Origin of the sequence: Amaricoccus macauensis, assembly GCF_014201905.1 — a bacterium.
Taxonomy (GTDB): domain Bacteria; phylum Pseudomonadota; class Alphaproteobacteria; order Rhodobacterales; family Rhodobacteraceae; genus Amaricoccus; species Amaricoccus macauensis.
This window is the reverse complement of the sequence record NZ_JACHFM010000010.1, coordinates 13184-35187: the sequence shown is the minus strand read 5'-3', so window position 1 is coordinate 35187 and position 22004 is coordinate 13184. Positions and strand designations below refer to the sequence as shown.

Below are 22004 nucleotides of genomic sequence, written 5' to 3'. Positions count from 1 at the left end.
GCGTCGATGCGGTAGCTCGTCACGGTGAAGCCGAGCGGGTTCTGCCAGACCGCCTCGAGCGTGCGCTCGACCCGCGGCTGGAAGGCGAAGCCGACAGTGGCGACGAAGGCGCGGATGACCGGCTGCATCCCCGGCTGCTCGAGGGTGCGGGTGAAGCGCACCTGGGCCGTCGAGTCGTTCAGGATCGCGACGGAGCGGACCTTCACCCTGATCAGGCTGTCCTCACCGTAGATCGCCGGCGGGTACTGGTCGGCCTCCTTGGTCCACAGCGCCCGGAGCGAGGTCGCAGCCTGGCCCTGCGAGGTGGCGAGGACCGCCGGGATGCGCTCGCGGTTGTCGGCGGTGTCGTAGGTCTCGCGCTCGCTGACGTAGCGGACGAGCTCGGCCTGGCGCACCGCGTCGGTCTCGGCGAGGTCGGCTGGCCGGGTAGAGACCACGAGCTCGGACTCACCGGTCTGGCGGTCGACCATGACGACGTAGGGGCGGATTTCCTTGAGCGGCAGCATGAAGACCATCGCCCCGACCGCGCAGAGCGCCGTCGCCAGCGACAGGCCGGCGAGCCAGCCGAAGAGCGCCGCCCGCCGCTGCAGGCCGAAGAAGACTTCGTCCTCGAAGCGCTGCGCGACGTCGGACCTCTGGGACATGAGCGGGCGGACTCCTTTTCATGGCGCCGCGACGAGCGGGGCGCACGAACGATGATCTGCGGCTGGGATCGCCCTTAGCCGGGCGGCGCCTTGGCCTTGTCAGAGGTCGAGCGATCGGCGGTCCGCGCCTCGGTGCGCTGGCGCCTTCGCTCGCGGCTGAACTGCAGCGACCCGGCCTGCGCCGCCTCGAAATCGCCCCCGAAGGTCGAGCGCCGGCCCATGTTCGCCATGCGCGCCTGATGGCGCTCGCGCCCCTTCTTCCGGGCCTCGTAGTTCTGGACGAGCTCCTGCGCGCCGGCGGAGGCCCGGGCGCCCATGCCGCCCTCGGCGGCGCGGGCGGCGCCGACCGCACCGGACACCGCCGCGACCGCCGGGTGCGCGGTGCGGGCGACCGCCTTCACCCCGCTTCCCGCGCCGACGCCTCCGGCGAGCTGGCGTGCCTCTCGGACACCGCTCGCCGTGGCGACGACGGTCCCGGCCAGACCGTTCACCATCGTCGGCACCTGCGACATCAGGAAGATCGCGGCGAGGGCGACGATCAGGAATGGCGCAGCGTCCGTCAGTGTCGCGGCCCCATCGATGCTCGCAATCAGATCGCCACCTATCCGAACGATCGCGCCCATGACGCCCGCGAGGACGAGGGGGATCAGGGCAAACCCCAAGGTGAACTTCGCCCAGCTCGAGAAGAGATCGCTCGTACCCCGAAACAGCAGGCTTGCGATGAACAGGGGCGCAAGGGAGACCGCCATCGCAAGGCCGATCTTGGCAATCCCTGCGACGAGGATCGCCACGCAGGCCATCAGCGAACCGACAATGGCGAGGATGATTGAGAGCAGGCTGATCGAGAAGAAGCCGCTCTCGTCGGCGGCCCTATCAGAGAAGTCGAAGATCGACGTCACCATCAGGTCCAACGACTGGTTAAGCGAGCTCGCCCCGGAGACATCCAGGAGCGACGCACCGACGGAGCTCGGGACGTTGGTCAGCATGTCGTAGAAGGGGAGGAACTGCGCCCAGGAGGTCGCGACGGCCAGGATGATCAGGTAGCGGACACCCCACTTGGCGAAGTCAGTAACCCGCAGTGGCACCCACTGCATCATGACGTTGATGCCAAGAAACGCGATGGCGACCACCCCGCCCAGCCGAATAGTCGCGCTGACCGGTCCGCCGAAGTCCGTGAACACGCTCTGGGCGTAATTCGCGACGGTCATGTCGATCATGTCGAGCGTGTCTTGAATGTAGGTAGCCACTCCGCAACCTCCCGAAGCGCTATTTTATGGCGCCAACGCTGCGGCAGTAGGTCATGGCTTCTAGGTAGCCCGTGCCCTTCTCCACCTCGGCCGTGTAGGCATCGGCGAGCTGCTGATTGCTGCCCCCGAAGTACGCAGGCGGGATCGAGGCCTTGATGGCGTTCCAGTCGCGCTTCCCGTTCAAGCAGGAGATCGTCGCCGGCCCTCCCGCGGCGTAGGCCGAACAAAGGCGCTGCGCCTCTCGGGCATCCCAACGTTGAACGTACTGGTTGACGATGCTGATGAAGGCCGAGCTGCCGCCGACCTCCGCCTTGATTTCCTTCATGGTCCCGAAGCCGTCCTTGCACGTGAAGGAGCCTCCGGCTGCCTGTGCTCCGCCGGAGGCGATCACCAAGACCGCAGCGGCCGCCGCAATTCTCTTCATCCTCATTGGGTTGCCCCTCCGATCCCGTTGACCTTCATGAACTCGCGCGAGGCCATCTGCTCGCGGGTCATGAACAGCGCCTGCGCGCCCGTCGCGTTGGCCTGGGCCGACAGCACGCGCAGCAGCTCGTTCATCACCTGCATCTGCTCGATCTGGACCCGGGTGTTGAAGTCGATCGCCGCCTTGACGTCGGTGTTGGCGTCGATCTGCGGCACGAGCTGGTTGACCCGGGTCATCGCCTCGTTGGCCCGGCTGTAGCTGTCCTCGCCGGTCGCCATCGCCGCGAGCGACGAGCCGCCGAGATTGGCGAGCGCCCGGTACTGGACGATGTCCGAGCTCGCGTAGGGTCCGAGCAGGTCGAGCTGGTAGTTGCCCTTCAGCCGCTCGATCGCCGAGGCGAGCCGGGCGGTGTTGCCGAGGATCGGGCTACCGGTGATGGCGCCGTCGACGATGCCGTTGAGGTTCGTCGCTGCTGCCCGCGCTGCGATATCCTCGGGCGCGTTCAGGAAGGCGCCGAGGCCGCGCGCCCCGGTCAGGCTTTCGAGCTGGGTCTTCATCGTCGCGAGCTGCTCGGCCTGGGTGGCGATCTGCTCGATCAGCTTCGCGACACTCGTCGCGTCGAAGACCGGCACACCCTGCGCCGCGGCGTGGGGGACCGGCGCGGCGAGGAGGGCGAGGCCGAAGGCAGCGAGCGCGGTCGCCTTGCGAGCACGCCCCGTCATGCCGGCACCGCGGCGTCGCCGATCGGCGCCCAGTTGCAGACGCAGGGGCTGGTCTTGTCGGTGTAGCCGGCGCAGCCGCCGAGCGCGGCCGCCGCCAGCGCGATCCAGAGCCACCGCAATTTCGGGCGCATCAGGCAATCTCCTTCCAGAAGTCGGGGCGCTCGCGCCAGCCTTCGGCGGCCCACTCGCCGGCGCCGCCGCCGAGCACCTTCACCAGGGGCCCGAGGGCACGCAGATCCATGTCGACGATGGCGCTGGCGCCGCCGGAGCGGACGAGCGCGAGGCGCGCCTCGAGCGCGCTGACGCAGGCGAAGTCGAGCTCGCGATCGGAGAGGGCGAGGGGCGCCATCTCCTCGGCGCTGTTGCGCGAGTTGGGGTAGAGGATCGTCGTCACCGCCGACTCGAGGATCGAGCCGCCGGCCTTGCTCTCGCGGATGTGGGCGACGCGCTGGGTGAGAAGCACCACAGCGACGTTCTTCTTGCGCATGGTGAGCATCCAGTCCTTCAGCCGGCGCTCGAAGTAGGGGTCGTCGAGGAGCTTCCAGGCCTCGTCGAGAACGATCAGCGTCGGCCGGCTGTCCTCGACGGTGCGCTCGATGCGACGGAAGACGTAGGAGAGCCAGGCGGTGCGGACGGCGCTGGTGTCGAAGATCTCGGTGAGGTCGAACCCGGTCACCGGCTGATCGAAAGAGAGGGTGTCGACGCCGGCGCCGGAGAAGAGCCAGCCGAAGCTGCCGTCCTGATCCCAGTCGCCCATGCGGTCGTGGAGCGCGCCGTCGTCGTCGACCGAGCGGAACTGCCGGCGGAAGGAGGCGAGGGTACGGAGGCCCGGGTCGGTCTCGGCGTTCGCCGCCACCGCCTGCGTCAGCGCCTGGCTCTGGATCGCGGTCAGCGGCCCCTCGCGCGACAGCATCGCCGCCAGCCAGTCGGCGAGCCACGCCCGACCGCGGTCGTCGGTCTCGGCCGCGAACGGATTGAACCCCGTCGCCTCGCCGAGCCGCACCGCGCTGTAGGCGCCGCCCATGGCGCGGACCGGCATCTCCAGGCCGCGGTCCTTGTCGAAGACGATGACCCTGCATCCGGTGCGCCGCGCCTGCGCGATCAGGAACGCCGTCCCGAGCGTCTTGCCCGAGCCGGTCTGGCCGAGCACCAGCGTGTGGCCGACGGTGCGTTCGCCAGCCTTGCCGCCGAGATGAAAGTTGAAGCGGTAAGCGCTCGAGGAGACGGTTGGAAGGATCGTGACGGCCTCACCCCAGGGCGTGCGGTCGGCGTCGAGGCCTCCGGGCGCGGCGTGGAGGGCGGTGAAGTGCGCGAAGTTCCGCGACGAGACCATCGCGGCGCGAGCGCGGTAGCTCTGGTTTCCGGGATGCTGGGCGAACCAGGTCGACCGCGCGCCGATGTCCTCGCGCACCAGCACGCAAGCAGCGCGCTGTCCCGAGGCGCGGACCTGCGCTGCCGCTTCGTCGAGCTCCTCCTCGTCGCGGGCGAAGACCGCGATCGAGGCGTGGTGCAGCCCGAAGCTGATCCGCCCTGAGGCGAGATCGTCAGCGGCATCGATCAGCTGGCCGCGGAGCGACGCCGCGGCGTCGTCGGCCGCGCCCATCTGGCGCACCGTGCGCCGGATCCGCGCCAGTGCCTCGAACTGCTCGATCGGGGTGAACGAGTGGGTGACGACGCTGTCGAAGTCGAGGTCGAAGTGGTCGAAGATGCCCGGCGCCGTCGAGGCCGGGTAGGCCTTGAGCGAGAAGACCGCGCCGAAGCGCATGTCCTCGGTCGAGGCGCCCGGAACGAGGAAGCGGTCGCCCTCGAAGCGGACGCTGGAGCCCGCGACGAGGTTCGCCACCGGCTCGAAGGTTTGGGGCAGGGGGATCGGCTCGAAGCGGCCGGTGACGAGGGTGCGCAAGAGCCCGAGCCAGCGGCCGTCGGCGACGGTGAGCCGCTCCGGGCCGGCGACGGCGAGCGTCTCCATCAGGTAGGAGACGGTCTCGTTCAGCCGCTCGACCCGGCGAGCGAGATGGTCGCGTTGCGCCGTCGCGCCGGCGCCGAACAGCCGGGTCGAGAGCCCGAGGAGCTTCTGCGGCCGCAGCACCACGGTCAGGAACGAGCGGCGCTCGCGCAGCTCCATCGCCGCGAGAGCCGCCTGCCAGCGGCGATCGACCTCGAAGGAAAACGGATCGGCGTCGAGCGGCGGCTTGAGCCGCGCGTCGGCGACGAAAGAGACGCGGTGGAGGTGGAAGCCGAGGTCGGGGGTCGCCTGGGCGACCACCGCCTGCACTGCGTCCGCCACGTCGCAGACGAGGACGCTCTCCGCGGTGGCGGCGCCGATGCCGTCGACGGCGAAGGTCGCCATGATCTCGCCGTCGCGCAGCATCAGCACGTCATCGGTGACGGCAGTGACGTAGGGCAGGTGTCGGACCAGCATCGCGTCGTCGGGCCGCTCGCGGGGCTCCAGCCGGCGGCGGGCGAGGGTGCGCACGCTCTCAAGCACGGTAGACGACCCCCTTGCCGCGCAGCCAGGCCGCCGGCAGCGGCGTCCTCCGCAGGCTGGTCAGGATCACGTCGAAGATCCGCGGGTCCCACGCGGCAAGCGCCCGGAGTGCCGCGTAGCCGATGATCGCCGAGGTCGCGAAGTAGACGAAGCTGAGCGTGGCGATGAAGCCCCCCATCGTCGTCATCGCCAGGATGACGACGTAGGTCAGCGGCAGGCCCATCATCGAGACGGGCCTGGTCAGCGCCTGGAAGCAGGGAGCGGAAAAGCTCACGCGAAGCCGCCGAGGATGGTCGCGGCGCCGAAGAGGATGACGAGGCCGACGCAGATCGACACGGCGAAGCCCATGTTCATCCGCCCGAACAGGAACATCACGCCGACGGCGGCGAGCGCGACGAGGCCGATCGCCCGGCCGGTGGTGCCGGTCAGCGCCGCGCCGAGGGTGGCGAAGAAGGTGTCGATCGGCGAGAGATCCTGCGCGGCTGCCGGGCCGCCGACGACGGCGGCGACCGCGAACAGCCCCAGCAGCAGCCAGACCAGCCGGGTGCCCGGCAGGACCGAGGGGAGCGGCACGCCGATCATCTGGCGCGTGGTCGCGATCATCTTTTCCATTCGAGCACGGTTCCTTGTGCGGGGGCTGCGAGAGAGACCGGCTCGACGACATCGGTCTCGAGCTCGGGGGTGGAGGGAGATGCGAACGCGCGGCCGACGGTCGGACGCGGGATGTCCGCGGCCGCGGGCACGCCGCCGGTGAGCGCGGCCGCTGCGGTGATCTTCGCGACGTAGTCGCGGGTCTCGCGGAACGGCGGGATGCCGTGAAACTGTTCGACCCTCTGCGGGCCGGCGTTGTAGGCGGCGAGCGCCAGGTCGACCCGGCCGAACTCGGCGAGCTGCGCGGTCAGGTAGCGCGCGGCGCCGTGCAGGTTCGCCATCGGCTCGCCGGCGTCGACGCCGAGCAGCGCCGCGGTCTCTGGCATCAGCTGGCCGAGCCCGCGCGCGCCTTTCGGCGACACGGCAGCCGGATCGAACCGCGACTCCTGGTCGATCAGCGCGACGAAGAGCCGGACGAAATCCGCTTCCTCGAGCCCGGCGCCGGCGACTGCCGGATCGGCCGCGTAGACCTCGGCGACACCCTCGGCCATCGGCTGGTAGATGGCCCGGGAGACGTTCCGGGTGGACTGGGAAACCGGAGTATCCGGACCTCCACCGAAAACGTTCTCATCATAATAGACATTATCAGACTCACGCGTATCCGGAGATCTGAGCACGTTCCCCTGTCTGTCGAACTCCCAAACGTCGGCGCGAGCGACCCCTCCGGACAGAAGAACCGAGGCGCAGAAGCCCATGACTACTGCCCGCGTCTTCATGCCAGCCATACCAGGTTGATGATGAGGACCAGCGCGAGGATCGCCGCCGTCGGCGCCAGGGGATACCAGAAGAACGCCGCCACCACGATCGCCGCCGGCGGCAACAGCATCCACACCGGATGCGTCGCAACGACCTCCCGGCCGATCGCCAGGAGCACGGCGACGAGCAGCACCGATCCCATCAGCAGCCGCGGCAGCCCGACGTCATCCCAGTGCCACCAGAGCGCGGTACAAGCGCCGAGCGTCGCGTAGAACCCGGCGACCCAAAGAGCTGACCGCGAAATAGGCAGTCGCCGCAACTTTCGCGCGAGAGATTTTCGGCGATTGTCGCGGAGGATTCTGCGGCGAGCCTTGAGCTCGGCGGTCGCCTCGTAGAGATCGACCACCCGCGGGTCAGCAAACCGCCCGCTCATCGCCCCGTCTCCTGCCGGATTGGCGGATTAGGACTGAAACGCGATTCGCACTTACTTGTTGCCGCTTTTAAGTATTGGAATTGTAACCTCACTCGCCTCTGGGTAGATATCTTGCCAGTAGGCGATGACGGCGTCGGAAGACTTGAATATCCGTGGCTTACCAGTCTTGGATAGCATGACCTTACGTTCCACGCCGTCTGGCAGGATACCATAAAGCTCCCAACACATGCGCCCGTCTTCATCCCGTATCGGGGCGAAGCGGAGAGAGCCTCCATCTTGTTCGACAAACGACCGGACATAGTTCGATACGAGCTGCTGGCTGCTATCCATTCGTCTGGCTCTCGATTGGTGATCGAGAAGCCGTAGGCGAAAAGTCGCCGAATTCCAAGCAGGACCGTAATCGCCTTTCGCGCCATGTGTCAAGTGTCGCGAAACAGAAAATGGCGCCAAATCTGTTTTTAGTATGGCGCTCAAGGGAACGTCGCGCCAAAACTGATTCCGCGCCTCCACGCTGGACTCACAGCCGGACGGTGTCCAGCCCTCGCGGCGGTCGTTGCCGCTACCACAAGATGGAGGAGAGGTTAACAGCTAGGGGTTGAAGGCCGGGAGGCCGCCGTGACCGCGGCGACAAGTCGCCCAAGCCTCAGCCCAAAAAGAAACCCTCGGAGGCACGAGGTCCACCCGAGGGTCGCTAGCACTGAAGTCTGTCACCTTGCAGGCTAGCGACCCGGTCCACGGCAGGCAAGGAAAAACCGCCCTCCGGCGAACGAGGAGGATTTGCCCTGTCGGACGCCTCGCACCTCCCGACCGGAGGTCAGGAATGGAGAAAGAGCAGTCCGTCGAACCCCGGCTCCCCCAGGGGGAGCTGCACCGTGTCCTGCGCCTGGCGGCCGTCGCTCACGGCCTGCCGGACGCGGTCCTCGTCACCGGCCACGTGCTGTTGCGGTACATCCCCGGTGACGCCGATCGGCCGATCTCGCCGGCGCGCGTGCAGGACCTCGCCGACGAGCGCGGCTGCGACCCGCGCACCATCCGCAGCCACATCCGTCGGCTTGAGGCCTACGGCTTGGTGGTCGATCGTTCTGCTGGTGGAGGCCGTCGGATGATCCAGCGCCGGCGCGGCCGCATCGTGGTTCTCCAGGGCATCGACTTTTCGCCGATGCTCGCGGCGGCCGACAGGATCGAGCATGCCGCGCTCGAGGCGGAGATCGAGCTCGACGAGCGGCGCCGACTGGCCGCCCGGGTTTCCGAGTTGAAGCGGCAGCTGCGCGGGCTCGTTATGGTTGGAGGAGACATGGCGCCTCCCGCAGCTGCCGCCCTCGATGCCAGCCCGAGCCGGCATCGGGGGCTTCCTCTCCGCGAGCTCGCGGCCCTGGTCGGCCGGCTCGAGGCGGCAATCCGGGTGCTGGCGGACGACGACGAGGATGCCGGCAGTCGGATCTTTTCGTCCGACCGAACCGACGAAATCGTCCGACCCAACACCACAGAGAAGGATGAGAATCCTGTCTGTAGACCGCAGAGAAGCCAGAGCGGCGCCGAGGCTGACGCACTTCGTCACATCACCCTCGACATGCTGGCGGTGGCGCTTCCGTTCGACTGGCGTGCCCGCATCGAGAGAAGCGGCGGTGGAGTCAGCTGGGCCAGCCTGACGGCCGCTGCCTATGAGCGCGCGGCCGAGATCGGCGTCACTGACGCGATATGGGCCGAGGCCCAGGCCGAGCTAGGCCGTGCCGGCGCCGCGGTCCTGGTGCTGCTCGCCGACGCCAGCAGCATCGAGCGCCGGGGCGCCATTCGCTGTCCTGCGGCATGGGTCCGAGCTATGGCCGCCCGCGCCGAGACCGAGCCGCTTCGCCTCAGCCGGAACCTGTTCGGTCTCCTGCACCAGGCCCGGGGGGCCGACGACCCCTGTCCCACCCTCGTGCCCTCTCACCCCCAGACCTGGAGGAACCCATCATGCCTCGTGTCCTGACCCTTGGCTCCCTTGCGGCCGCCGCGCTCGGAGGAGTTGCAGGCCTCGCTCCTCTGCCCTCGGCCGCGGCGGACTACGACATCGACTGTGCCGTCATCCTCTGCATGGCGGCGGGGTTTCCGAGCGAGTCGTCGGGGACCTGCAGCGACGCCTACGACTACATGATCGACCGCATCACCGACCGGCCGCCGGAGCCGCCGTTCGACACCTGCACGATGAGCGACGGCTCGGCCTATGGCGCCGCCGAGGTCGCGTTCGCCCGGCCGTCCCGCCAGTCTCGCGTCGGCTGGATCTGCCTCGAGCCGGCGCCGATGGCGTTCGACGAAACTGCCGACTACACCTTCGCCACGCCGAGCTGCTACCCCGACGCCGAGTATATCCCTTCGGTCTTCGAAGGCGGCACCTGGTTCCTCGGTGCGCCGGTCGCGGCGGAGCGGATCGCCTACCGCTTCCAGATCACCATTCCGACCGGCGCCGGGAGTGAGCCCTATGTGTCGCCGGTCTTTCTCTCCAACCCCGACACCGGATTCTTGTTGACCCTCACCCCCGAGGAGCTGACCCAAATCGCGGAGCAGCCGACGATCACGTTGGAAGGCGCCCCGTGAACCGGTGGCTTCTGGCGCTGGAGATCACTTTGGGGGCAGCGGGCTCGGCCGCGGCCCAGGAGGCTTGCCTGCGGCCATTGCCCCCCGAGGAAGTCAGACCCCCAACAGACGATCGGGAGTTCCGCGACTTCCTGAACCAGGAGTATCAGACCTACCTCTTGGCGATGCAGGAGTATCTGAACTGTCTCGGCCGAGAGCACGAGAGCGCCACGAAGGAGGTCAACGAGATCATGGCGCGGTGGATGCTCTGGTTCGGAGACGATGCGAGGATCCGTTCCGACAGCCGGGAACCAGCGCAGCCTTGAGGTTCATCTCGTCGAGATGGGCGGACAGCCGCCATTTGCAGTGGCCCGGCCGGATCGGCCACAAGGACAGAAGCGGCCGTTCGTTGCGTTGCCACTGCCGGGCGTCCGGGTCTTCGGCAAGACCTCGAAAATGGGCCAGCGCGACATCCGCAAGCTACCAATCATTGGCGCCATGGCGTTGGTGCGCGACAGCTCATGGGCGCAAGAACACCATGGGCTGGCTCGACCGTATGCTGGGGCGTAGACCTCGACTGGTGGTTGCAATCGCTCTGGAAAAACAAGGGGCCCAGATCAATCTGGGCGATGCTTACAAGGACAGGACTATCGAGACCCGGTAGCGGCAGCGACCTGAATGTCGACTTTCGGTGCGCCGGCGTACCGAGCATCTGTTCCGCCCTGCAAGACTATCCAGGGCAGCGGGCCGAACGGATATGAGTCAGGGCGGCGGATACGCGCGCGCGCCCCGAGCTCCGCCGCTGGCTGCCGCCCGCACATAACTCGAGAAACCCACGGCCGACTGCTCAGCCGGCCTCTGGCATCGGCTTTGTCCGGGCCCGTGAGCTCAGGTTGCCGCCGTCGATTCGCCGAAGCGAGATCTCGAGCCGGGCCTCGGCGGCGGCGATCTCGTTCAGCACACGACGGGTGTAGGTCATGTGATCCTCGGCGGCGCGACCGGCCGCGTCCGGGTCGCGCCCCATCACGGCCTCGAAGATCGCCCGGTGCTGCGCGAGCAGGACCTCGCGGACCTCGGAGCGGGCGTAGAGCTTCTCTCGGTTGTGGAAGACGCCGCGGCGGAGCATGCCCGACAGCGCGCGCATCACCTGGAGCAGGACGACGTTGTGGCTGGCCTCGTAGATCGCGACGTGGAGATCGACGTCGCCGTCCGCCTCGTCATGTGGGTCTGCCTTCTCGTGCGCGGCGTCGATGCGGTCCATGCAGCGTTCCAGCATGGCGCGATCGACATCGTTCGCGCGCGTCGCGGCGAGCGTCGCGGCCATGCCCTCGAGCGTCCGGCGCAGCTCGAGATAGTCCTCGACCACGTCGTCGCGCGTCGAGAGCAGGTCGATCAGCGGATCGGTGATGCTCGTCGCCAGTGGGGCGACGACCCGCGCGCCGCCGGGCTCCGCAAGCAGCAGTCCCTTCTCCTCGAGCATCTTCATCCCCTGGCGCAGCGTCGGCCGCGACACGTTGAGCCGAAGCGCCATTTCGCGCTCGGGCAGCAGCGGCTCGCCGGGGCGGAGCGAGCCCTCGAGAATCAGGTCCTCGATGTGCCGCGCCGTCGACTCTCCGGCGCTGCTTCCCTTGATCGCGTCCTTCACCATGCGGCCTCCCGCGGAAGCCCCGCCCTCGAGTTTGGCGCGGGCGCTTCCGGCGAGACGAGCCTAACCGCGATCGCGCCGGGGGTGAAGTCAATTTATGGATTGACGCAAGTGGTAAAATTGTATTACCAATGGTGAAACGCTGGTCTACCCCAAGGTCCAGCACGAAGGGGAGCTCCCGACGCCCGGGCAAGCCCCCTCACACGGAGGAGCCGCATGACGATCCCCGCCCGTGGTCCGGCTGCCGGACTCCCGCCCCAGCCCGCGCCCGAAGCCTCGCGCGGGGACTTGATCGCAGAGCTCGGCCGGATCGTCGGCACGCGCCACGTGCTGACCTCCGCCCGCGACACCCGTGGCTATACGCGCGGCTTTCGCTACGGCAGCGGCCGGGTCGCCGCGGTGGTGCGCCCCGGCAGCCTCGTCGAACAATGGCGCGTTCTGCAGGCGGCGATTGCGGCCGGGCGGGTCGTGATCTTCCAGGCGGCGAATACTGGCCTGACGGGCGGATCGACTCCCTGGGGCGACGACTACGACCGGGAGATCGTCCTCGTGAGCCTGCGCCGGCTGAAGGGCGTCCACCTCATCGAGGAAGGCCGGCAGGTCGTCTGCCTGCCCGGCGCCACGCTCGACGCCCTGGAGAAGGCCCTGCGCCCGCTCGGGCGCGAGCCGCATTCGGTGATCGGCTCCTCCTGCATCGGCGCCTCGGTGTTGGGGGGCATCTGCAACAACTCCGGCGGCGCCCTGATCCAGCGCGGACCCGCCTACAGCGAGATGAGCCTGTTCGCCGAAGTGCGCGAGGACGGCTCGGTCGCGCTCGTCAACAACCTCGGCCTGCCGCTCGGCAACGATCCCGAGGAGATCCTCGCCCGAGTCGAGCGCGGCGACCTGCCGGCGCCCCAGTCGACCGAGGCCTGGGCGTCGGATCGCGAGTATGCGCGGCATGTGCGCGACGTCGATGCCGAGACCCCGGCCCGGTTCAACGCCGATCCGCGCCGGCTGCGCGAGGCAGCCGGATGCGCCGGCAAGCTCGCCGTCTTCGCGGTGCGGCTCGACACCTTCGAGGCCGAGAAGGAGACCGCGGTCTTCTACGTCGGCAGCAACGATCCGGAAGAACTGACCGGGATCCGCCGCCACATGCTGGCGACGTTCGAGCATCTGCCGATCGCCGGCGAATACATCCATCGCGACGCCTACGATGTCGCGGCGAGGTACGGCAAGGACACCTTCCTGTTCATTGAGAAGGCCGGCACGGACCGGATGCCCGCGTTCTTCGCGGCCAAGGCGAAGGTCGATGCGATGACCGAGCGGCTCGGCCTCGGCGCCGCGGTGTCCGACCGCGTCGCCCAGGCGGTTGCCGGGCTCGCTCCCCAGCACCTGCCGGCGCGGATGAACGCGTTCCGCGATCGGTTCGAGCATCACCTGCTGATCAAGATGGGCGGCGCCGGCATCGCCGAGGCGCGCGCCTACCTCGCCACCATCTTTCCGTCCGAGACCGGCGACGTTTTCGAGTGCGCCCCCGCGGAGGGCAAGGCTGCCTTCCTCCACCGCTTCGCGGTGGCCGGGGCGGCGGTGCGCTACCGCGCCGTCCACTCCCGCGATGTCGAGGACATCGTCGCCCTCGACATCGCGCTCCGGCGCAACGACCGGGACTGGATCGAGCGGCTGCCGCCCGAGATCGACGCGCAGATCGAGAAGAAGCTCTACTACGGTCATTTCTTCTGCCACGTCTTCCATCAGGACTACGTGGTGAAGAAGGGCCACGACTGCCTCGCCCTCGAGCATGCGATGTGGAAGCTGCTCGACGCGCGCGGCGCGGAGTATCCGGCCGAGCACAACGTCGGCCACCTATACGAGGCGAAGCCAGCCCTCGCCGAGTTCTACCGCTCGCTCGACCCGACCAACAGCCTCAACCCGGGCATCGGCCAGACGTCGAAGTGCGCCTGCTGGGGCTGATCGGCCCGCCCTGCGACCGAACGAACGCAAGACCAACCAAGCGTAGCGTGATACGCCTGTCACCGGAGGGAAATATGTCTGGAACAATAATATTCCTGCTGGCGCTGTTGCCGATAGCGACGGTGTTCCTGCTGCTCGTTGTCCTGGAGCGCTCGGCGAAATTCTCGATGCTCATCGCCTACCTGGTGACGGTCCTGACCGCGCTGTTCGTCTGGGGAACCGACTACACCAAGGTCCTCGGCGCCACGGTCAACGGCGTGGTCACCGCCGTCAGCCTGCTCTACATCGTGTTCGGTGCGATCCTCGTGCTCTACACGCTCGAGGAGAGCGGCGCCTTCCGCTCCATCCGCGGCGGCTTCACCCGGATCTCGCCGGATCGCCGGGTTCAGTGCATCATCATCGCCTGGCTGTTCGGCTCGCTGATCGAGGGCGCCTCCGGCTTCGGCACGCCCGCGGCGATCGCCGCGCCGCTGCTCGTCGCGATCGGCTTCCCGGCGATGGCCGCGGTCATGGTGACCCTCATCATCCAGAGCACGCCCGTCTCCTTCGGCGCCGTGGGCACACCGATTCTCGTCGGCGTTCGCACCGGTCTCGCCGACCAGCCGCTGGTAGAGTCCACCATCGCGCCGATGCCTTTCTTCGACTACCTGCTGCATATCGCGACGAACGTCGCCATGATCCACGCGGTGACCGGCTTCCTCATCCCGCTGATCATGATCGGGATGCTCACCCGCTTCTTCGGTCCGAGCCGGTCCTTCGTCGAAGGCTTCCGCATCTGGAAGTTCGCCCTCTTCGCCGGTCTTGCCTTCACCGTGCCATACTACCTGATCGCCTCGATCCTCGGCCCGGAATTCCCCTCGCTCGTCGGCGGCATCATCGGCCTCCTGATCGTCGTTCCGGCTGCGCAGCGCGGGTTTCTCATCCCCAAGGAGGTCTTCGACTTCCCGCCCCGCAAGCAGTGGGAAGACCACTGGGTCGGCAAGCTCGACGACCTCGAGGATCACCGCGGTGACGCCCCGCTGATGCCGCTGGTCAAGGCATGGGCACCCTATGTCGTGATCGTCCTTCTCCTCGTCATCTCCCGCGCCGTCGCACCGGTGAAGGCCTTCCTGACCTCTCCCGAGATGACGATCGCGTTCCGCGACCTCTTCGGCTCGGGCATCAATGCCACGGTCCAGCCGCTCTACCTGCCGGGGACGATCCTGATCCTCGTCTCGCTCTTCACCTTCGTCTTCCACAGGATGTCGACGAAGGAATACGGCACCGCCCTGAGGTCCTCGGGCTCGACGATGATCGCCGCTGCCCCGGCGCTGTTGCTGGCGGTGCCGATGGTGCAAGTGTTCATCAACTCGGCCTCGGAGCGCCTGTCATCGATGCCGATCATCCTCGCCGAAGGCGTCTCGTCGGTGACAGGCCATGCCTGGCCGCTGTTCGCGCCGATCGTCGGGGCGATGGGCGCCTTCATCGCCGGCTCCAACACCGTCTCCAACATGATGTTCTCGCTCTTTCAGTTCTCGACGGCGGAGCAGATCGGGCTGGGCGCCGGCGGCGCTGCGCTCGTGGTCGCGGCCCAGGCTATCGGCGGCGCAGCAGGCAACATGATCTGCGTGCACAACGTGGTCGCGGCCTCCGCCACCGTGGGGCTCATCGACCGCGAGGGAGAGATCATCCGCAAGACGCTGATCCCGACCGGCTACTACGTTGTGCAGGGCGGCCTGATCGCCTCGGCGCTGATCGCCGGCGGCTTCAACGCCTGGTGGATTGCCGCGATCGTGTGGGCCGCGGGCGTGCTGACGGTCATGTCCCTCAACCGCGGCCGGCCCGTCGCGGCCGCCGCTCCGACGGCGCGGTGACGCCATGAGCACCGCATCCGGCCCCCGCGTTGGTCTCTTCGTGACCTGTCTCGTCGACGCCATGCGGCCGCAGATCGGCTTCGCCGCGCTGCAACTGCTCGAGGAGGCCGGATGCAGGGTGGAGGTGCCGCGGCAGCAGACCTGCTGCGGCCAACCCGCCTGGAACAGCGGCGACGCGGCCGACGCCGCGTCGATCGCCCGGCAGGTGATCGCCGCCTTCGAGCCTTACGACTATCTCGTCGCTCCGTCGGGCTCCTGTGCGGGCACCATCACGCACTATCCGGAGCTCCTTGCGAGGGACCCCGTCTGGGGTCCCCGCGCCGCGGCCCTCGCGGCGAAGACCCACGAGGTGCTGAGCTTCCTCGTCGACGTGCTCGGCTACACGCCGACCGGCCTTCGCCTCGACGCCTCCGCGACCTACCACGACAGCTGCTCGGGCCTGCGCGAGCTCGGCGTCCACGACCAGCCGCGGGCGCTGCTCGCGGCGGTCGAGGGGCTCGAGCTGCGGCCGCTCGAGGGCGACAACGTCTGCTGCGGCTTCGGCGGGACGTTCTGCGTCAAGTACCCGGCAATCTCGAACGCCATCATCACCGAGAAGGCCGAGGCGATCGACGCGACCGGCGCCGACCTGCTCCTCGCCGGCGACCTCGGTTGCCTGATGAACATGGCCGGCAAGCTCCACCGCCGCGGCTCCAAGGTCCGCTGCTACCACACGATCGAAATCATCGCCGGCGGCGGCGCCGGCCCCGCGATCGGAGAGACCCCATGACCGCCCAGGACCAGACGAGCTTCAAGGCCCGGGCTGGGGCGGCGCTGGCGGACACGACGCTCAAGCTCGCCATCGACCGCACCACCGGCACCGCGGAGCGCAAGCGCGCGGCGGCGCTCGCGGGCTTTCCCGAGTTCGAGGCGGCCCGTGCGCGGGGCGCGGCGATCAAGGACCACGTGATCGCCAACCTCGACCACTATCTCGAGACCTTCGAGCGCAACGCAACCGCGGCGGGCGCGAAGGTCCACTGGGCGGCCACCGCCGAGGAGGCCTGCGACATCGTCGTGCGCCTCTGCCGCGAGGCCGATGCGAAGCACGTCACCCGCTCGAAGTCGATGCTCGGCGAGGAGATCCACCTGCCCGACGCGCTCGCCACCGCGGGCATCGAGCGGGTCGAGACCGACCTTGCCGAGCACATCATTCAGCTCGCGGGCGAGCACCCCTCGCACATCATCTGGCCGGCGATGCATCGCACCCGCGAGCAGGTCGCCGTGCTCTTCAACGCCGACCACAAGCCGCCGCCCGACGCCGAGGACCCGGCCTCGATGGTGCAGAGCGCTCGGCGCGTCCTGCGCGAGAAGTTCCTCTCCGCCGACGTCGGCATCTCGGGCGCGAACTTCCTCGTCGCCGACACCGGCGCCACCTGCACGGTGACGAACGAGGGCAACGCCGAGCTCACCACGACGCCGCCGCGCGTGCACATCGTGACCGCCGGCATCGAGAAGCTGGTACCGACCACGGCGCATGCCTTCGCGCTGCTGCGCCTGCTGGTGCGCTCGGCGACCGGCGGCGAGCTCACGCAGTACACCACCTTCCACTGCGGCCCGAAACGGCCGGGCGACGCCGACGGGCCGGAGGAGATGCACATCGTCCTCGTCGACAACGGCCGGTCGCGGATGATCAAGGACGAGTTCCGCGAGATGCTGCGGTGCATCCGCTGCGGCGCCTGCATGAACCACTGCGTCGTCTACCGCCAGATCGGCGGCCACGCCTATGGTGGCACCTACCCGGGCCCGATGGGCGCCGTCCTCACCCCGGTCCTCGACGGGTTGAAACAGTCGCGCGATCTGCCCTTCGCCTGCACGATGAACGGGCGGTGCGCCGAGGTCTGTCCGGTGCGGATCCCGTTGCCGACCCTTCTGCGCGCCTGGCGAGTGCGGAGCTGGGAGGAGGGCCTCGAGAAGGCCCCGATGCGCGCCGGCCTCGGCCTCTGGGCGACCCTGGCGCGCCGGCCCGGCCTCTACCGCCTCGCGAGCGCCATCGCGGTCCGGACCCTGCGCGTGCTCGGCCGCAGCGGCTGGATCCGGTCGCTACCGCTCGCCGGCGGCTGGACGGAGCACCGTGACCTCCCGGCCCCCGCCGGCGGCACGTTCATGGAGCGCTACAAGGCGGAGCGCGCAAAGGGAGACAGCCGATGACGACCCGCGACAGCATCCTCGCCGCGGTGCATGCCGGCCTCGGCGGCCTGCGGGCCGAGCCGGACGCGATCGCCGCCGAGGCGGCCGGCCTGCTGGCCGACCTCGACGCGATCCGCCCGCGTCTGGCGGCACCCGACCCGGTCGACGCCTTCGAGATCAAGGCTGCTGCGCTCGGGACGACGATCGAGCGGGTTCGCCACCTCGACGACGTCCCCGCCGCCGTCGGCCGCTACCTCGCGGCGCAGGGCCTGCCCCCGGCGGCCGCCGTCCAGCAGACCGCGGCGCTCACGGCTCTCTCCTGGGAGGGGATCGCACAGGACATGGCGACGGCGCCGGACCAACCCGCGGCGGTCGGCCTTGCCCGCCTGGGCATCGCCGAGAGCGGCTCGATCGTCATCCACTCCGCGACGGACTCGCCGATCCTGCTCGCCTTCCTGCCGCTCCACCACATCGTAGTCCTGCACGCATCGAGCGTCGTCGCCCACCTCGAGGACTACGCGCGCCTGCTCGACGGCGGGTCGCAGCCTCGCAACGCCATCCTCATCACCGGCCCGAGCGGCACCACCGACATCGAGGGGAGCTACGTCCGCGGGGCCCACGGCCCCGGCTTCGTCCATGTCATCATCGTCAACGACCGGTCGCGCGCCTGAAGAGCGCGGATGGCCCCCGGGCGTCCTACATCGCCGGAGCCCTGCCGCGGCAGGCACGAATGGCTGGTTCCGAGAAGCGTCCCTCGCTGGCCGAAGGGCAGGTGTGGGCCGCTTGCACCACCCCCCTAGCACGGCCGGACTCCTCAGCGCGCTCGTACACTAAGCCCCATTGAGATCGGCGACGCCAAGCCGATGACTCCCTTATCCCAACGGGGCCGAAGAGTGCCGACGCTTACAGAACCCAAGAAAAGCCGCGGTAGCGTTGCGTGGTTTTTCGTCCTGCTTTCCTGCAAAAGCCAGCCATTCATGGTACAAAGCGTGCACGTCATAACCCGGCGCCAACCTGCGCGCTTTGTCGAACGCGTCTGGAGAAACTTCGCGCTCAGCGTCAAACAGATCGCCCTGTTCTTGTACTGAACGCAACCGACGAGCAGGAGCAGTAGATTTCCTTGTAAATATCGCCTTTGGACCATCAATACTGATGTCATAATCAGGAATATGTCCGTCTGAAGCAATCTGCTTAAGGAAGAATCTGAATTTCTTCTCAGGAGAATTGCTCCCAACCTTCTTCTGAAGAACCGAGATATTTATGATAAACGGATGCGATTGGTCGCCCACATGCTTTCTAGCTAGCTCATAAATTCGACGTTCCAATGGTCTTCGCAAGCGGAAATATAGCGGGCTGATTGTAAGAACTTCCATTCCTTGAACCGCCCGATATGTCCAATCTGAAACTTTGACGCGTATCTGCGTAAGTCGCCCAAACGGCGACAACTCGCCCTTCGCGTTCTTTCTATTTATTTCAAACTCATCAATAAGCCCAAAGCCACGTGTTTGCGTGTGGCCATCCGTCGCTATATCAGTCAGAATTACCGTTCCTTTAAGCCTAATCAATGCTTCTTCAAATCGCTGATAGCTCGCGTCATTCGTTCTCCAATTAGTTGCAACCATTACCTCATGAGCACTCATTTCGACCCAAGGCGTAATTTCTTCTCCAGAGTTCTTCTGATGAACCATCTTACTTATGCAATACAATAAGATATCTTTGTCCATAATAGTGGCTAGACCCTTGCCACTAGGGACGACCCTCAATCGACGACCGTTATGCTCGTACTCAAGCTCCCGCATATCCGGCTTGACCGAAAGGGAGAACACCGGATGCTCCATCGACGCCAGATCATCCTTTGGCGCAGCGTCCGCCACGTCCAAGATAAAAAAGTCTCGGTTCGGATGACGGTTAGGCAGAAGGGTTCCCATGCGCTTCTGTAGCTCGGATTCGCCCCTCTGGGAACCCGCATTCGCCCTTCTAGGAACCTCGCGCTACCGAGCAACCAATTCACCGATTCGCCCTTCTAGGAACCGGGCTTCGCCCCTCGAGGAACCATTTGCGCTATCGGCTCACCATTGGCGCCCTTCGCCCGTCTAGGAACCGAGAATCGCCCTTCCAGGAACCGGAGAATCGCCCCTCTGGGAACCAAGATTCGCCCCTCTGGGAACCAAGAGAGGCATCACAGAGAAAGATGTATGCGCATTCCCAAGGCCTTAGATGATAGGGAATGCAGGCGTAACTACTCTAACAATACGTTAACTAAATTAACTAGCAGCCGCTCCAAGCGATTCTGTGGATAACAGTAGATTCGGACAGGATCGGGGATCGACGGGCTAACGCCCGCTCACCCCCGCCCTGACGACTTTGCCATTCCTGACGTCCGCCCAGCATCCGGGCGCCCGCGCGTCAACCGACAAGCGGCGGCCAGGGCCGCCAGCTCCGCCGCCCCCGTGTCCTCGCCTCCGGCTGCGGGCCGCGCCACGGGGCGTCTCCGCCCAGGTTGACCCGCGCTCCCCCGGCCGCGGGTCGGGCAGTCGCCCTCCCCGCTCTGCCTTCCCCGGAAATGCGGGGTGCATTTCCGGTCGGCAGACCGGGACGGCTCCGCCCAAAGCGGACCAAAGGGCAGAAGACCTCGGCCGCACCACCACGAAGGAGAGATCAGCCATGATGGTTGTCGAACAGGTGTCGTTTGCGGACCTCTACATCCACCCCCTGAACCCGAGGCTCGACCCGCCGCAGGCCGAGATCGATGCGCTCGCCGCGAACATCCGCGAGCTGGGCCTGATCCAGAACCTCGCAGGCCTCCGCTGCGACGGCGGCAAGGTCGGGGTGATCGCCGGTGGCCGGCGGCTCCGCGCCCTCGCCCAGCTGCAGGACGACGCGCGGTTCGCGACGGTGCCGGTGAAGCTCGCCGACGACGAGGCGACGGCGGCGGTGTGGGCTGCTGCCGAGAACAGCCTGCGGTCGGCGTTGCACCCGGCCGACGAAATCCACGAATACGCCATGCTCCGCGAGAAAGGCGTCGGCGAGGCGGCGATCGCCATCGCCTTTGGCGTCACCAAGGCCCACGTGAAACGCCGGCTGCGGCTGGCCGGGCTTCCCGAGCCGGTTCTGGCCGCACTCCGCGCCGACAGGATCGGCCTGACCGAGGCGGCGGTCTTCGTGCTCTGCGACGACCCGGTGCGCATCGAGGAGGTCCTCGCGCAGATCGGCGGGCATCCCGGGCGTTACTCCGAGGACAGCATCAAGCGGCTGTTGAAGGCCGGAGCGGTGCGCGACACCGACCGCCGCGCCCGCTTCGTCGGGGTTCCAGCCTACCGGGAGGCAGGTGGCAGGATCTCCACCGACCTCTTCGGCGGCGAGGTCTATCTCGACGACGTCGACATCCTCGACGCCTGCTTCGCGGCGCGCTTCGCCGAGCTTGCCGAGGAAACCCGCACGCGTGACGGCTGGAAGTGGGTGCAGACCAGCACCGATAGTTCGGCTTGGGGGATCTCCGACCAGCTCGACGCCATCACCCTCTACCCCGCCGAGGGGGCGCTGACCGAGGAGGAGGCCGCGCGGCGCGACGAGCTCGCCCTTCGCGCCGAGGGAGACGACCTCGACCCGGCGGAGGCCGAGGAACTGGACCGGCTGACGGCCATCCTCGACGGGGACCATACTCCCGAGCAGAAGCAGCATGCCGGCGTCGTCCTCTACCTCGACTACGGCGGCGAGCTTCGTGCCACCCACGCCATGGTGCTGCCGGTCGACCAGCCCGCGGCGGCCGAGGCCGGGATCATCGAGCGTGCTCTGGTGGCCGAGGCCGACGAGGCGCCGGAGGCGGCCCAGGACGGTGCTCCGCGGCTCTCCGAGGCGTTGAAGCAGGACCTGCGGGCAGTCCGCCGCGGTGCCCGTCAGCACGCCGCCCTGCAGCAGCCTGACCTGCTGCTCGACCTGCTCGCCTTCCACCTGCAGTCGAACATCGGGAAGGCCTTCTCCCTGCACCGCTATGCGGTGAACGTGACGCCGACGACGGAGACCGGCTATGCGCCCGATCCGCGCCTGCTCGACACCGAGGCCGGGCGGAGCAACGCCACCGATCTCGCCAAGGCGTTCCGGGCGTTCCGCAAGCGTGGGGCCGAGCATGTCCGCGACGTCCTGACGCTGGAGCTGGCCCGCCTGCTCGACCCGTCCGACTACGGCAACGACATGCTGGCGCCGGTCTTTGACAAGCTCGCAAAGGTCGAGCCGCGGGCGGTCTGGACCCCGACCACCGAGAACTTCTTCAAGCGAGCGCCGGGCGGCTATCTCGACGCGCTGTGGTGCGAGCTGCGCGGCATCGAGGCCGACTGCACCGAGGCCCGGACCTTCACCAAGGCGAAGAAGGGCGAGAAGTGCGCCCGCCTCGAAACCCTGTTCCATCCCGACACCGAGATGCCGGCCGAGCAGCGTGCCCGCGTGGCGGCATGGCTGCCACCAGAGATGTTCTGACGATGGCGGCCGGCGGGACAGACCCCGCCGGCCGCTCCCCTGCCCCCTGGCCCCGA

Annotated in this window: 21 protein-coding genes; 9 read left to right on the top strand and 12 right to left on the bottom strand. The window is 67.8% G+C overall.

Translation table 11 applies throughout. The annotated features are described in order from the left end of the window. From HNP73_RS22395 to HNP73_RS22355, 10 genes are all read right to left on the bottom strand, one after another. Positions 1–644: VirB8 family type IV secretion system protein (locus HNP73_RS22395; protein WP_184155516.1), on the bottom strand; the 644-nt coding region annotated here is incomplete at its 3' end. A gap of 74 nt (positions 645–718) precedes the next feature. Next, complete coding sequence (locus HNP73_RS22390; protein WP_184155513.1) at positions 719–1891, bottom strand: type IV secretion system protein; 1173 nt, start codon at positions 1889–1891, stop codon at positions 719–721. 19 nt (positions 1892–1910) lie between these two features. Beyond that, on the bottom strand, positions 1911–2321 hold the full coding sequence (locus HNP73_RS22385) for a hypothetical protein (RefSeq protein ID WP_184155510.1): 411 nt from the start codon (positions 2319–2321) through the stop codon (positions 1911–1913). After that, positions 2318–3037: a type IV secretion system protein gene (locus HNP73_RS22380; protein WP_184155507.1), complete on the bottom strand. Its 720-nt coding sequence runs from the start codon at positions 3035–3037 to the stop codon at positions 2318–2320. Before HNP73_RS22380 ends, HNP73_RS22385 begins: the two co-directional genes overlap by 4 nt. Next, a complete protein-coding gene (locus HNP73_RS23820; RefSeq protein WP_281379335.1) occupies positions 3034–3168 on the bottom strand; it encodes a hypothetical protein in 135 nt (44 codons plus the stop codon). Before HNP73_RS23820 ends, HNP73_RS22380 begins: the two co-directional genes overlap by 4 nt. Beyond that, positions 3168–5525: a VirB4 family type IV secretion/conjugal transfer ATPase gene (locus HNP73_RS22375; RefSeq protein WP_343063436.1), complete on the bottom strand. Its 2358-nt coding sequence runs from the start codon at positions 5523–5525 to the stop codon at positions 3168–3170. Before HNP73_RS22375 ends, HNP73_RS23820 begins: the two co-directional genes overlap by 1 nt. After that, complete coding sequence (locus HNP73_RS22370) at positions 5518–5799, bottom strand: VirB3 family type IV secretion system protein (RefSeq protein WP_343063435.1); 282 nt, start codon at positions 5797–5799, stop codon at positions 5518–5520. The genes HNP73_RS22375 and HNP73_RS22370 overlap by 8 nt, the downstream gene beginning before the upstream one ends. Next, complete coding sequence (locus tag HNP73_RS22365) at positions 5796–6137, bottom strand: TrbC/VirB2 family protein (RefSeq protein WP_246400039.1); 342 nt, start codon at positions 6135–6137, stop codon at positions 5796–5798. The genes HNP73_RS22370 and HNP73_RS22365 overlap by 4 nt, the downstream gene beginning before the upstream one ends. After that, positions 6125–6892: a lytic transglycosylase domain-containing protein gene (locus HNP73_RS22360; protein WP_246400038.1), complete on the bottom strand. Its 768-nt coding sequence runs from the start codon at positions 6890–6892 to the stop codon at positions 6125–6127. The genes HNP73_RS22365 and HNP73_RS22360 overlap by 13 nt, the downstream gene beginning before the upstream one ends. Continuing rightward, positions 6889–7305 carry a hypothetical protein gene (locus HNP73_RS22355; RefSeq protein WP_184155504.1) on the bottom strand — a complete coding sequence of 139 codons (417 nt, stop codon included), beginning with the start codon at positions 7303–7305 and terminating at the stop codon, positions 6889–6891. The genes HNP73_RS22360 and HNP73_RS22355 overlap by 4 nt, the downstream gene beginning before the upstream one ends. Before the next feature lie 820 nt (positions 7306–8125). Between HNP73_RS22355 and repC the strand changes: the two genes are divergently transcribed. From repC to HNP73_RS22340, 3 genes are read left to right on the top strand one after another with little or no spacing between them, the layout of a single operon-like run. Next, positions 8126–9274 (top strand): replication initiation protein RepC, encoded by a 1149-nt coding sequence (gene repC / locus HNP73_RS22350; protein WP_184155501.1) that lies wholly within the window; start codon positions 8126–8128, stop codon positions 9272–9274. Continuing rightward, positions 9259–9879: a hypothetical protein gene (locus tag HNP73_RS22345; RefSeq protein WP_184155498.1), complete on the top strand. Its 621-nt coding sequence runs from the start codon at positions 9259–9261 to the stop codon at positions 9877–9879. The genes repC and HNP73_RS22345 overlap by 16 nt, the downstream gene beginning before the upstream one ends. Continuing rightward, complete coding sequence (locus tag HNP73_RS22340; RefSeq protein WP_184155494.1) at positions 9876–10184, top strand: hypothetical protein; 309 nt, start codon at positions 9876–9878, stop codon at positions 10182–10184. Before HNP73_RS22345 ends, HNP73_RS22340 begins: the two co-directional genes overlap by 4 nt. Positions 10185–10705: 521 nt before the next feature. Here the strand turns inward: HNP73_RS22340 and HNP73_RS22335 are convergent. Next, a complete protein-coding gene (locus HNP73_RS22335) occupies positions 10706–11506 on the bottom strand; it encodes an FCD domain-containing protein (RefSeq protein WP_184155491.1) in 801 nt (266 codons plus the stop codon). A 213-nt stretch (positions 11507–11719) separates the two neighbouring features. Here HNP73_RS22335 and dld point away from each other — a divergent pair, with 213 nt between their 5' ends. The 5 genes from dld to HNP73_RS22310 all read left to right on the top strand — a co-directional run bounded on the left by dld (position 11720) and on the right by HNP73_RS22310 (position 18146). Further along, positions 11720–13456, top strand: a complete 1737-nt coding sequence (gene dld, locus HNP73_RS22330; protein WP_184155488.1) for a D-lactate dehydrogenase — start codon at positions 11720–11722, stop codon at positions 13454–13456. A 74-nt stretch (positions 13457–13530) separates the two neighbouring features. Further along, positions 13531–15309, top strand: coding sequence for an L-lactate permease (locus HNP73_RS22325; protein ID WP_184155485.1), 1779 nt, complete (start codon positions 13531–13533; stop codon positions 15307–15309). Between the two features lie 4 nt (positions 15310–15313). Next, positions 15314–16078, top strand: coding sequence for a (Fe-S)-binding protein (locus HNP73_RS22320; RefSeq protein ID WP_184155483.1), 765 nt, complete (start codon positions 15314–15316; stop codon positions 16076–16078). Beyond that, positions 16075–17496, top strand: coding sequence for a LutB/LldF family L-lactate oxidation iron-sulfur protein (locus HNP73_RS22315; protein ID WP_184155480.1), 1422 nt, complete (start codon positions 16075–16077; stop codon positions 17494–17496). Before HNP73_RS22320 ends, HNP73_RS22315 begins: the two co-directional genes overlap by 4 nt. Next, positions 17493–18146 (top strand): LutC/YkgG family protein, encoded by a 654-nt coding sequence (locus HNP73_RS22310; protein WP_184155477.1) that lies wholly within the window; start codon positions 17493–17495, stop codon positions 18144–18146. Before HNP73_RS22315 ends, HNP73_RS22310 begins: the two co-directional genes overlap by 4 nt. Positions 18147–18347: 201 nt before the next feature. Here HNP73_RS22310 and HNP73_RS22305 read toward each other — a convergent pair whose 3' ends face one another. Beyond that, positions 18348–19403: a replication initiator protein A gene (locus tag HNP73_RS22305; protein ID WP_184155474.1), complete on the bottom strand. Its 1056-nt coding sequence runs from the start codon at positions 19401–19403 to the stop codon at positions 18348–18350. Positions 19404–20139: 736 nt separating this feature from the next. Between HNP73_RS22305 and HNP73_RS22300 the strand changes: the two genes are divergently transcribed. Beyond that, a complete protein-coding gene (locus tag HNP73_RS22300) occupies positions 20140–21948 on the top strand; it encodes a ParB/RepB/Spo0J family partition protein (protein ID WP_184155472.1) in 1809 nt (602 codons plus the stop codon). Positions 21949–22004 lie beyond the last annotated feature (56 nt).